The sequence below is a fragment of the Bacillus sp. NPDC094064 genome (assembly GCF_050279585.1).
In the GTDB taxonomy this organism is placed as follows: Bacteria; Bacillota; Bacilli; order Bacillales; family Bacillaceae_G; genus Bacillus_A.
Map to the genome: position 1 here is coordinate 221,232 of NZ_JBNNUI010000001.1, position 12,008 is coordinate 233,239.

The window sequence follows — 12,008 nt, forward strand, 5'->3', positions numbered from 1 at the left end:
ATGGATAGGCTTGCGTACCTATGCGCATCGAAAGATGAACGCTCGAACTAAGGTTGCCGACATTTTTATATATGACTAAATCATTGAATAGAGGGATGAGTTATGCATAATAGACAGAACTATTTGTATGTAGGAGTAGATTTACATAAGGAGCATCATACGGCTGTTATTATTAATTGTTGGCAAGAGAAACTAGGAGAAATACAATTTGATAATAAACCATCTGCATTTTCGAAGTTCTTATTAGAAGTAGAGACATATGTGAGTGATGGTTTATCAGTTGTATTTGGTTTAGAAGATGTTGGTGGTTATGGAAGAGCGTTAGCGAAATATTTAGTAGATCACGAACAGGTAGTAAAAGAGGTAAACCCAGCTTTATCATTTTTAGAACGAAAAAGCCAAGTGATGATACACAAAAATGATAGTTGGGATGCGGAATGTGTGGCACGCATATTGATAAACAAATTTAATCAATTACCAGATGCAAAGCCAAACGATTTATTATGGTCAATACAACAATTGGTTTCAAGAAGGAATGCATTAGTAAAAGCACAAAGTGCATTAAAGAACCAATTACATATTCAATTAAACCACCATTATCCAAGTTATAAAAAGTTTTTCTCAGAGTTAGATGGAAAAACAGCATTAGCGTTTTGGCAGCAATATCCGTCACCCTCTTGTTTAGAGGGGGCAAATATAAAGCAATTAACAGCTTTTTTATTAGATGTTAGCAACAATACATGTTCAGTAAAGAAAACAAGCGAAATATTAAAACTTGTAAAAGAAGATGGACATACAATGAAGGAATATCAAGAAACACGAGATTTTTTAGTAAGAAGTATTGTACGGGATATTGAGTTTAAAAAGAAAGAAATGAAATACATCGAGAGAGAATTAAAACAGCTAGTAAATCTACTAGATTATCAATTAGAAACGATGCCGGGAATAGAACTTGTGACGGCATCAGCATTAATTGCAGAAATTGGAGATGTAAGACGATTTCCAAATGCCAACAAATTAGCACGATTTGCGGGGATTGCGCCTGTTTACTTTGGTTCTGGTGGGAAAGGTAAGACACACAAAAGCAAACAAGGAAACAGGGCGCTACACGCTTTATTTTATAATTTAGCAGTGCAGCAAGTGCAAGTAGCAAAAGGAAGTAAGATGCCACGAAACCCAGTGTTTCATGCGTACTATCAAAAGAAACTTAAAGAGGGAAAAACAAAAGGACAAGCATTGGTATGTATTATGAGAAGGCTTGTAAACATTGTATATGGCATGATGAAATATAAAACAGCTTATGAATTGCCGATAGTGGAAGAAAAAGAAGTAGTTTAATAAGGTTTTACAGGGGTTGCTTTTTTATTGTTAGGGTTTAAGATTACAACATAGGGTACGGGTAATATTGGAACACCGCCTCGATACGGGGAAAGAAGAATCTCAAAGGAATTATATGATGAATTAAGAGATGGAACGCCTACTGCAAAGCTACGGGAAAAAGTTAATGAGGGCATTGAGGATAAAATAGGAACGCCTGACCCTGCTTTACCTGGTAAGTATATTACAGATAGACTTCAAGCTGATCATATCGTATCAATGAAAAATATAGAAAAGATGGAAAATTTTATAAATTAACGAAAGAACAACAACTTAAGGTTTTAAATAATGAAGAGAATTTTCTAGGATTAAGTGAAGCAGCCAATAAATCTAAGGGGTCTAAATCTTATTCTGATTGGACAATTTATAAGAAAGAAAAAATTGAAGTTGATCCTAAGTTTAGAGAAGAAATGATAAAGAAGGAAAAAGAATTAGAAATGAAATTACAAAAACAAATTGATGATTTTGTTGAAAGGAAATAAAAAGGATATAGATAAATAAAGGAGATGACATAGCATAATGGAACAAAAACTTGGGTTTTTAAGAAAATATAAAAGAAATGCACAACTTATATCATGCCATGAGATTAATAAACTTGATTGTGGGAAAATACCAAATTCATGGTATGAATTGTTTCAAGAAGAAAACGTAGACAAGAGAGTTGAGAGTATTTTATCGATATGGAAAGAGCAAGTAGGAGTGGAATTAAGAAACACTATTTCTTATTTGTCTAGGCACCTTGAAGAAGTAGAGTTTATGGACAAAAATGGTAAATATTCAATTTTATACACTATTAAAACAGATAATGGTGAAATTCTATATTATGAGGGGGGAAATCCCAAAGATGAGTTTAATAATGAAGAACTAGAAAAATCTTGGGATAAGATTCCTTCAACAATACGAAATTTTTATCGAACTGTTCATAATGGTTTCTATTTTTATGCGAGCCAATCTATGGGTTTAGTTCCTTTAGAAAATGTAACTTTTTTTGATGATGATGAATGGGGTATTATTGAGGAGTTAGAAGAGCCTTTACAAATTGATTTACAAACTACTTTTGGTTTCTTTAAAAGTGGTATGGGTGGTTATGTTGCAGTAGATTATAAGAATTCTAATAATGATAATGCGACTTTATGGTGGACGAATAAAGAGCCTAGATATAATATGAATTTTTGGGACATAGTTGATGAATGGATAGTAATTGGATTTGAAGTTTAGTTTCAAGGTTCTGTTGCAAAGTTTTTATATAAACAAAAAAATCCTAATTTAGTAGGTAGAGTTTATACAACTTTGAATAGGTTCTCTAATTCATTGTACGTCGAAAAAACGAAGTACGAGCTTAGGAGAGATGACATTTTAATGTGCGACGAATATAAAGACATGGAATGGACATAAAACTAATGAACTCGTACAAGCTCGTACTGTTACTATAAAACTTACAAATTCATGCTACTTAGAAATAGATTAACTTAAAGCACTTGAATGTCGACTAAAGGCAACAAGTGCTTTTTTTATAGATAGGCATGCTATGAATGTATAAAAATTATTTTATGAATTAAGATTAACAGAAATTACTAATATTATATAATTGAAAATACATAAGCCAAAGGTGTGGACTCCGTATCCCCATTCGTTAAAGGTGTAGAAATACTGCCAGATGGAAGTGTCGTTAGAACTTGTTGATGAGTTAAAGGTAAAGGACTGGAATAAGAAAATAGATTAATTCATAGGGAGGATGCAATGATGAACCCCAGAAAGTTAGAAATGGCTTTTAAAAGATATAGCAAAAATTTTGTGGATGGAATCAAATTTGAAGATGTTAAAGATAAATATAATGTCAGTAGAAGTAAGGTTGAGAAAATTGTTGAACAAAATGAAACAGAGAAAGATCACATCCTACTAATCAATTTAAGCAAAATTTTCTCATATCACTTGTCACTATGGAAAAACGATGTATTGATAAGCGGTGGAAACAATGTAGAAGGATTAAAGAACATGCAGAAAGTCTTATTTTACCAGTGCATGGGACAAGATCTTTATAAAATCAGATATCCAAAGATGATTTTGGGGTATACGTTTAGAGAAGTCGTCCTCACATTAGTTCATTTTGCAATGTATGGATGGGAGAAAGAAGAAAATATATTATATGATTTTATGGTTCATCACTTCGGTGGACATTTAATAGATGCTAATGAAGAGAATAGACATATTTGGTTTTTGCTAGAGCTATACTCGCAGTATAGAAATAAAACCATCATGGGGACAAATGAAAAATTGCATCTAGTCGTGAAAAATAAGTTTAAAGAAGCTGAACTACGATGCGATTTAATCCCTGAAGACCTAAATATATATGATGAAGTGTTAGGACGTTGGTCGACTCGTGACTTAGAAGAAATAGAATATCTAATTTCGATAATGTCTCAGTATCATTCTGCGTTAGCTTCTGAAATCGGACAGCTAGGTGAATTTGATGATTTCAGATACGGATTTTATCCTTTTGAAATATTATTTTTAATCCATGTAAGGAAACAACTAGGGTTGCCAGTACCTACTCAAATCGATAATTTTCTGATGAATACTCCAGAAGCTAGAATGGTATTTGGGGAACATGAGTCATATCCTGAATGGGATCCCGTACTTCAGATGATTGATCAATTTTATCATGAAAACTATCCGGAATATATTCCTAACAAGCATGGAGAATTATTTCAATAAAAGGGAGGAAGCTAATATGCATGATCAAGGGATAGCGCAGATTATATTTCTTGATAGCAAGGATTTGGAAACGTTTTTGAAGGAGCAAGGAGGTTATGACTTACATGAAGACCTATTAAAATATGGATTGACGACGAAACAGTTTTTATACGTTGACTATAAAGGTGAGCAATACCAAGAAATTGTCAATTTTATTCTTGATTACGAATTTGCCCACCAAATTGAATTAGCAAGACAAGAGGAACTTGAGAAATTAGAAGCATTTAATTATGAATTTTTACCTGATAAGATCGAGATGGCCAACAAAATACTGTCACCAAAGGGATATGGTCTATTTTTATATCCAAGTTCGGGCGACTTTTACGCATTATTCATTGCGAAAATAGAGAATGTAACAAAGATTCTGCAAGAAGAAGTGCTGCTCGATGATAAAATCCCTTTTCAAGAAAGGTGTATCAAATATTATAGATAGGCCTAAGGATTGTACGCCTTCAACCTTGAATCCGGTCAAGATTTCCTTATAAGTTAATATCAAGATTGCATAACCATCTAGAATGTGCTATTTTTGGCCACGTACGATTTTTATAACACCATGTGTTACTTATTTCTATTGATCATATAAATATTCTTGAAGAAGTAGAAAGAGACCTTGAGATGTGTGCACTAAATCGTTTAGTAAATGGAAAAGTAGATAATTTTTATGAAAAGGTATTTAAGGTTTATAAAATGGGAGGATGGCCCTGTGGATGGAAAGGTGAGTACCCTAAAGGGAAAATGATTGTTTACTTACCAAATGAAAAATGAAAGCTTACATACCGATATACTTTATAAATTTAATGAAATCTATAGTGAAATGATTATAGAGAGATGACAGGGAGTAATCGATACGTATAAATATCTTGATAGTTTAGGAGGGATTATCAAATGATTAATCTATCGAAAATTCCAGATTCGATAAAAAGTTCGGCAGCGAGTGATATTGAAATTCAAGCAGTAGAAAATCGCATGAATGTTACATTACCCAATGTATATAAGGAATTATTGAGATGTACAAATGGCTTTTCAATCGGTGGTGGGTTACTTATTTATGGCACGGAGCATATTGCAGAAAGGAACGAGGTTTGGGAAGTAGATGAGTATGCAATGGGGTATGTCGCAATTGGTGATGACGGTGGCGGTAATGTATTTTTAATGGCTCAACATGCAGAGGAAAAAGAGATGTTAGTAATTGGTTCTGGGGATATGAATCCAAGCTATGCTACTGTAATTACCGCTGATTTTAAAAAATGGGTAAATAATGGTTGCGTAAGTGAAATAGAACAGAAAACGATAAATAAGTCGTCTGATATATGTAATATAGTGTTAGTGAAAACTCCTAGTGAAGGTTTGAAAGATTTAATAAAAATAAAGAACATATTAGGGCTTGAGATTTCCGCGGTAGATTTGCTAAAGGGTTCAAAAAATCTGCCTTATATATTAGTAGAAAGATTTCCATACGGTAAGGCGAAAAAACTAATTGGAAAATTAGCAATTGATAGTACTATACTGAGTATAGAAACAACTGGAAAAAAACAGTTAAGATTAGAGGGTAACTTTCATACGAATAGAGAAATCGATATGGATCCAAGGGAGTAAATAGGGAGAGTTAAAAATGATTATAAATGATGCAGTTTTTGGTGAGATTGAGTATACATATGGATGGGTTAAGGACATTACCGTTGAATTTTGTGGAAAAGAAGTTGAAATAGCATTGATAGTGAAAGGTGAAAAAGACGGTAAGTTTGATGAAGAACAATATACTGCTTATAATTCATTATTGCAAAATTGGGAACGACTGCAGCAAGTTTTTTTACAAGCGATTTTAGACTATTACAAGCAAGAGCGTCAACAACTAGGATATGATATTGAATTTAATGAAAATTACCCGCATATCGAAACAATTGATCAATTACTTAAGAGGATCACTTTAGTTGGAATTGTAGTCCCATATGGAGATATTCATGAAGAACGAGATATTGGGATAACTTTCGATTGTACATGGGATGCAGAGAATGGACTCGGGCTACGTTTATTAAATGAAAAAGTAACTGAAGTGGGGTATCAAGACGTTGCCATTTAACTTTTAATTTAAGGAGTGAAAAAGTAGTATGAAAGAATTTGAGGAAAAGTTTAGTGAATTGCAAGCTGATATGATATCCATATGTATGGAATATGTTGAAAATAGAGCTGATAAAGTATATGTTTACGCTTCATGTGAAGAAGATATGATTTCTAGTAGTTTCTTTTATTTAATTAACAATAAGTATGTAGAGTGTCACAAGGTTAATAATGCATTGAAAAATGGGGGAAAAAGATATGATGTATCTCCAGAACGAATGTTTCAGGTTCTACAAATTATAAGTGAAGATATTGAAGGAATTGAAATGTTATGCAAAGAATACGAAAAAGATATGCCAACTGAGATGAAATTAATATACGATGCTAAGAGTGGTAAGTTTAGAGCTGAATATGAGTATGATTTAATCCATACAAATGATGATATAAAAACGGCTGATGATTTTGCTGATGAGTGGTTTGAGGTAGTGAAAAATAATAACCTTTAAAAGGGGTACAGTAATAGTTATATCTTAGTTAAATAGATAATGAGTGGGAGTAGAAAATGGAGAAATCGATGGATTTTAATGAGCGAATAGCCATTTTATATAAAATGCGTTTTCTAGAGAATGAAGGGGATGATATTGAAGTTTTTGAGAGTATTCTTACTGAATTAGCGAATAAAGGGACAAATGATATAATTCCTGATCTTTGTATAATTTTTGAGGATGATATTGCTGAGCCATCAGCGGGTGACTACCTTATTGAAACGATTTTTTATATTGCTGAACATTCCGGGGTAGAGGAAGGGCTATACAAATTAGCTATTAGTATTCCTAAAATGTTACCTCATGCAGAATTCTGGGCGGAAAGAATTCATCGGACTCTTTTACATTCAAAAGGTTTAGTCGTATCGTATATGAATGTTTTAGAAAATATAAATAATTCAATAAAGCAAATAATTAAAGGGATTCTTCTTGAGATAAGGGAGGACGACCCAGATTTATATTTAGAAAAAGTAAATTCAATCTTAGAGAAATTGTGATAAGGGGATACTATGGAAAAGATAAGTGATTTTATATGTTTCGAAAAGCCGTCGCAAGAGATTGTTGAAAAGTATATAGGTAAAGTTCCTGAACAAATAATAGATTTATGGAAACAATATGGATTTGGAAGTATGTTAAACGGATATTTAAGGTTGGTAAACCCAGAAGAATATTTAGATATATTAAAGGAAAGTTATATCCGTTATGAAGAGGCTATCCCGGTTTTTACAACAGGTATGGGAGATATTCTTGTGTGGGAAAATAACTATTTATTATTACTTAAGTATCGAAAAGGTACAGTAGATGTAGCGGGTGGGAAATTTAAGTTTTTCTTCAAAAATATGAAAGATGACTATTTTCTAGAGAAAGTATTGGATTGGATGCCTTACAAGCAGGCAATACACAGGTACGGAAGTCTTGAAATTGATGAATGTTTTGGTTACACACCGTTACTTCCATTAGGTGGATCAGAAAAAGTAGAAAACTTACAAAAGGTTAAACTTATTGAGCATGTTTATTTAATTACTCAATTTATGGGCCCAATAGAATAATGAATGAAGAAACTGGATGCTAGATAAAGGGGCTTTCAGTTTTATTATTTTGAAAAAAGGATATTATTGTAATGGAGGAAAGTAAATGAATACAGAGAACGTAGAAAGTATTTATCAAAAAGTAGCTATACAGTTAAACAGTATTATTCCAGAAACATGGGAAAAAGTAATGGTATATTCAGAAGTTGATGAATATAGTGATTCGACGGTATTTTTCTACTTTCCAAAAAATAAGCGGGAACCGATATACAGTTTAGATATTGAAGATATGGAAGGGATTGATGAAGACGAGACTGAACGTCAATTAAATCTTCTCGACAGTATCTTCAGAGAGTTATGGGAAGAATTTAAAAGAAATAAGCAGGAACCTTGGACCAATTTAACATTTGAGTTATATTCTACTGGTAAGTTTGATGTTGAATTTGATTATACTTTACTAGAGGAAGAAAATAATTATAATCATTATGAGAGATTAATTATATGGAAGTATAAAAAGTTAGGAGTTTCTCCTGATGAAAAGAGAGAAAGTGATGTGAAACTAATTAGAGAATATATGAATACACAAAAATAATCTCTACTAGAGTTATAGATATAAGGTGTTTGAAAATACATACTCCATGATGGTTGTACCATCATGGAGTATTACGTGCAATGATAAAATAGAAAACGAAGTACGAGCTTAGGTGAGATGATATTTTACTGGATGATGAACATAAAGCTAATGAACTTAAAGCACTTGATTGTCAATTAAAGACAACAAGTGCTTTTTTAATGTAAGTGTCAAATATTCCCCACGCTATTTGTGAGCAGTAAACCTCCCACCTTAAAATTCAGCTAGAGAAAAAAAGTTAGGGGAGAATCGGGCTGCCCGTAAAAGTCTGATTGGTAAAGGCTGATAATTAGTGAAGGATGAACAAAAAACCACTAATTAAAGTTTCACTTTATTTTAAAACAAGTTATGGATAAATCCCTATAATTAAAATTTAAAAAATCAAAAAAATGTTAAAGTATGTAATTTTTTATTTTATAATGGAATTGCAGTTTGGTAAGAATATTTTAAATGTTTGTAATGTAAATCAAACAGGAGGTTGTAAATATGGGGAGGAAATATGTAATTAGGATTCTAGCTTTACTCTCTGTCATATCTCTTTTCTTTAACTTAATGTTACCAAAGGCTAGCGCAGAAATTGAAAAGATTCCATCAGTGAAAACAACAGCTACAAACAAAGCTGATGGCGGAAAAGAGATGCATGCAAAGGAGTCTATCACGATCCAAGACAAAGTTGAGTACACCAACTTAGTTGTTGGTAAAGAGTACACTGTAAAAGGTAAACTAATGAACAAAGTTACGAATAAGCCGTTATTAATTGATGGAAAAGAAGTAAAGGCTGAGACAAAGTTTACAGCAAAAGAAAAGAATGGTTTTGTAACATTAGACTTTCCTTTCGTTGGTGCAGAACAGCAAGGTAGAGAAGTAGTAGTGTTTGAAGAGCTGTATCAAGATGGTGTCTTAGTGGCAACTCATGCTGATATTAATGATGTAGGGCAAACAGTTCGATTTGTAGAACCGACAATCAAAACAACAGCAACAAATAAAGCGGATGGTGGAAAAGAGATGCATGCAAAAGATTCCATCACGATTCAAGATAAAGTGGAATACAAAGATTTGATCGTAGGAAAAGAATATGTTGTAAAAGGTAAACTAATGAACAAAGTTATGAACAAACCATTATTAATAGATGGAAAGGAAGTAACAGCTGAGACAAAGTTTACAGCAAAAGAAAAGAACGGTTTTGTAACATTAGACTTTCCTTTCGTTGGTGCAGAGCAGCAAGGAAGAGAAGTGGTAGTGTTTGAAGAGGTATATCAAGACGGTGTTTTAGTGGCAATTCAATCTGACATTAACGATGTGGGGCAAACGGTTCGATTTGTAGAACCAACAATCAAGACAACAGCGACAAACAAAGCAGACGGTGGAAAAGAGATGCATGCAAAAAAGTCCATCACAATCCAAAATAAAGTGGAATATCAGGACTTAATCGTAGGAAAAGAATATGTTGTAAAAGGTAAATTAATGAACAAGGTTATGAACAAACCATTATTAATAGATGGAAAGGAAGTAACAGCTGAGACTAAGTTTACAGCAAAAGAAAAGAATGGTTTTGTAACATTAGACTTTCCTTTCGTAGGTGCAGAACAACAAGGAAGAGAAGTAGTAGTGTTTGAAGAGGTATATCAAGATGGCGTTTTAGTGGCAATTCAATCTGATATTAACGATGCAGGGCAAACAGTTCGATTCGTAGAACCAACAATCAAAACAACAGCAACAAACAAAGCGGATGGTGGAAAAGAGATGTATGCAAACGAATCTGTCACGATCCAAGATAAAGTGGAATACAAAGATTTAATCGTAGGTAAAGAATATGTTGCAAAAGGTAAACTAATGGATAAAGCAACAAAGAAGCCTTTACTAGTTGATGGTAAAGAAGTAGCAATAGAATCTAAGTTTACTGCAAAAGAGAAAAATGGTTCTATCACAATTGATTTCACATTTAATGCTTCTAAGCTACAAGGTAAAGAAGTAGTAGTATTTGAAGAGCTATATCAAGATGATATTTTAGTAGCAATCAATGTTGACATTGAAGATGCGAGCCATACAATGAAGTTTAAAGAGAAAAAATTAGGAAAACCACAGCCAGAAAAGCTACAGTCAGAAAAACCGCAATCAGAGCAACCTAAAACAGGAAAAACATCAAAAGCAGGAACATTACCAGCTACAGGTGGAAATACGTTCTTTATGTGGTTCTCAGTTGGAGCCGGTCTTTTGTTATTAACTCTTGGAGCCATATTATTTATGAAACGTAGAAATGCATAATAAATAGTTTTTTAGGCAGAAGATATGGATATGAAATAAAGTCATAAAGAAAGGCTCTCTTTTGATTCGTTTTTTCAAAAGAGGGTCTTTTCTTAGTAACATGCTGGTTGGTAAACGAAATGTTACTAAGGAATATATGTATAGAACTAGATACAAGTAATAGTTGAGGAAAGGCCATTGTTGGAGTGGTGAAAAATAGAAATAAAATTTATGATAATTAAATAGGAGGACATAGTGAACAAGAAAAGGCAGTTAATTCAACAAGTAAAAGTCGTGATACATAAGTTGGAGAAAGACTATGTGAAAGATATTAATAGTGGCATTTTACAACTAATATATATAAGATATAAAAAAGCATTAGAAATATTAGAGAATAACGAGGATATTAAGGGAATAACCATTGTGGGTGGTGTGCATGCGTATATGGACAGTTACAATGACTATCCGCATACGCTATTAGAAGAATTACATAAGGCTGAAACGATAATTAAAGAATTAACTAATAGATAGTGATAGAGAAAAAACAAGAAGTGATAAAATAGGGGAGAAGTTTTTTACGAAAAGAAAAATATAATTCTTGCAATGTTAGAGAATAAGGAGAGCTATTATGAAGTTATGGCAACTTATTAAACTATAAATTTTTTGAAATTTTTCAATAAACTCTACTCAAAGTATGGAGGGAAATAAATGTCATTAGAAAAAAAGATATTTATTTTAAAAAGAATACGTTTTCTGGAGCATGAAGATGATAGTATTGAGCTATTTGAGGAAATCTTAAATGAAATATTGCAAACGGCAGATAATAAAGTAATTATTGATTTGTGCAGTGTATTTCATGATGAAATAGATGAACCTTCGATTGTTGGTGATTTAATTGAATCGATTTTTTATATAATCGAAAAAAATGGAGTTGAAGATGGTTTAAATAAAATTATTGAAGGGATAAGCATTGTTTTGCCACAAGCTAAATATTGTGCTAAAAGGTTCTATAGAAGTCTTCTAGCTTCAGATGATTTTATTATTCCATTTATTAATGTGTTGAAGAAGGCTAAAACTACAAATAAAGAAGACGTTATTAAAATTTTGAAAGAAATAAGTGAGAAACAACCACAACAATATTTTGAAAAAGTTGATTTGATTTGTAAAGGGGTTATTTAATACTTTAATTATAAAATAACTCTAAAGTTTGCGTGTAGGATCATGAAAATAGCTTTAATATGTTTCATTAAAATATCAATCTAGATAAATCATATGGTTAATGCTATCTAGAGTGGTTTCGAAAAATATTTGAATAGCACGCCAAAAGCAATGGGCAATTTGAAACCAATTCTTGTAATGGGGTGTACTATT

The 12,008-nt window shown here is 32.4% G+C and carries 13 protein-coding genes and 3 pseudogenes; all 16 read left to right on the forward strand.

The genetic code is table 11. The features are described 5' to 3' along the window. Positions 1-102 precede the first annotated feature (102 nt). Complete coding sequence (locus ACQKNI_RS01210; RefSeq protein ID WP_088229681.1) at positions 103-1,338, forward strand: IS110 family transposase; 1,236 nt, start codon at positions 103-105, stop codon at positions 1,336-1,338. 258 nt (positions 1,339-1,596) lie between these two features. After that, a pseudogene (locus tag ACQKNI_RS01215) lies at positions 1,597-1,878 on the forward strand (hypothetical protein). Between the two features lie 18 nt (positions 1,879-1,896). After that, on the forward strand, positions 1,897-2,595 hold the full coding sequence (locus tag ACQKNI_RS01220) for an SMI1/KNR4 family protein (RefSeq protein WP_088229680.1): 699 nt from the start codon (positions 1,897-1,899) through the stop codon (positions 2,593-2,595). A gap of 384 nt (positions 2,596-2,979) precedes the next feature. Next, a pseudogene (locus ACQKNI_RS01225) lies at positions 2,980-3,054 on the forward strand (AHH domain-containing protein); the annotation flags it as partial. Positions 3,055-3,117: 63 nt separating this feature from the next. Further along, positions 3,118-4,092 (forward strand): hypothetical protein, encoded by a 975-nt coding sequence (locus ACQKNI_RS01230; RefSeq protein ID WP_088229679.1) that lies wholly within the window; start codon positions 3,118-3,120, stop codon positions 4,090-4,092. A gap of 16 nt (positions 4,093-4,108) precedes the next feature. Next, positions 4,109-4,564 (forward strand): DUF6630 family protein, encoded by a 456-nt coding sequence (locus ACQKNI_RS01235; protein WP_088229678.1) that lies wholly within the window; start codon positions 4,109-4,111, stop codon positions 4,562-4,564. A gap of 131 nt (positions 4,565-4,695) precedes the next feature. Next, positions 4,696-4,896: pseudogene (locus ACQKNI_RS01240) on the forward strand (cytoplasmic protein); the annotation flags it as partial. Between the two features lie 120 nt (positions 4,897-5,016). Continuing rightward, positions 5,017-5,727 (forward strand): SMI1/KNR4 family protein, encoded by a 711-nt coding sequence (locus tag ACQKNI_RS01245; RefSeq protein ID WP_427282120.1) that lies wholly within the window; start codon positions 5,017-5,019, stop codon positions 5,725-5,727. Positions 5,728-5,743: 16 nt separating this feature from the next. After that, positions 5,744-6,211 (forward strand): DUF2004 domain-containing protein, encoded by a 468-nt coding sequence (locus ACQKNI_RS01250; protein WP_427282121.1) that lies wholly within the window; start codon positions 5,744-5,746, stop codon positions 6,209-6,211. 28 nt (positions 6,212-6,239) lie between these two features. Continuing rightward, the gene (locus tag ACQKNI_RS01255; protein WP_427282122.1) at positions 6,240-6,695 is read left to right on the forward strand and encodes an immunity protein YezG family protein; all 456 of its coding nucleotides are present in this window, start codon (positions 6,240-6,242) and stop codon (positions 6,693-6,695) included. Positions 6,696-6,763: 68 nt separating this feature from the next. Next, positions 6,764-7,231, forward strand: coding sequence for an Imm30 family immunity protein (locus tag ACQKNI_RS01260; RefSeq protein ID WP_088229674.1), 468 nt, complete (start codon positions 6,764-6,766; stop codon positions 7,229-7,231). Positions 7,232-7,243: 12 nt separating this feature from the next. Next, positions 7,244-7,783: a T6SS immunity protein Tdi1 domain-containing protein gene (locus ACQKNI_RS01265; protein ID WP_088229673.1), complete on the forward strand. Its 540-nt coding sequence runs from the start codon at positions 7,244-7,246 to the stop codon at positions 7,781-7,783. A gap of 85 nt (positions 7,784-7,868) precedes the next feature. After that, the gene (locus ACQKNI_RS01270) at positions 7,869-8,354 is read left to right on the forward strand and encodes an immunity protein YezG family protein (protein ID WP_088229672.1); all 486 of its coding nucleotides are present in this window, start codon (positions 7,869-7,871) and stop codon (positions 8,352-8,354) included. Positions 8,355-8,879: 525 nt separating this feature from the next. Continuing rightward, complete coding sequence (locus ACQKNI_RS01275) at positions 8,880-10,658, forward strand: VaFE repeat-containing surface-anchored protein (protein ID WP_427282124.1); 1,779 nt, start codon at positions 8,880-8,882, stop codon at positions 10,656-10,658. Positions 10,659-10,892: 234 nt separating this feature from the next. Continuing rightward, the gene (locus ACQKNI_RS01280; protein WP_088229670.1) at positions 10,893-11,168 is read left to right on the forward strand and encodes a hypothetical protein; all 276 of its coding nucleotides are present in this window, start codon (positions 10,893-10,895) and stop codon (positions 11,166-11,168) included. 177 nt (positions 11,169-11,345) lie between these two features. Beyond that, complete coding sequence (locus ACQKNI_RS01285; RefSeq protein WP_088229669.1) at positions 11,346-11,816, forward strand: Imm30 family immunity protein; 471 nt, start codon at positions 11,346-11,348, stop codon at positions 11,814-11,816. Positions 11,817-12,008 lie beyond the last annotated feature (192 nt).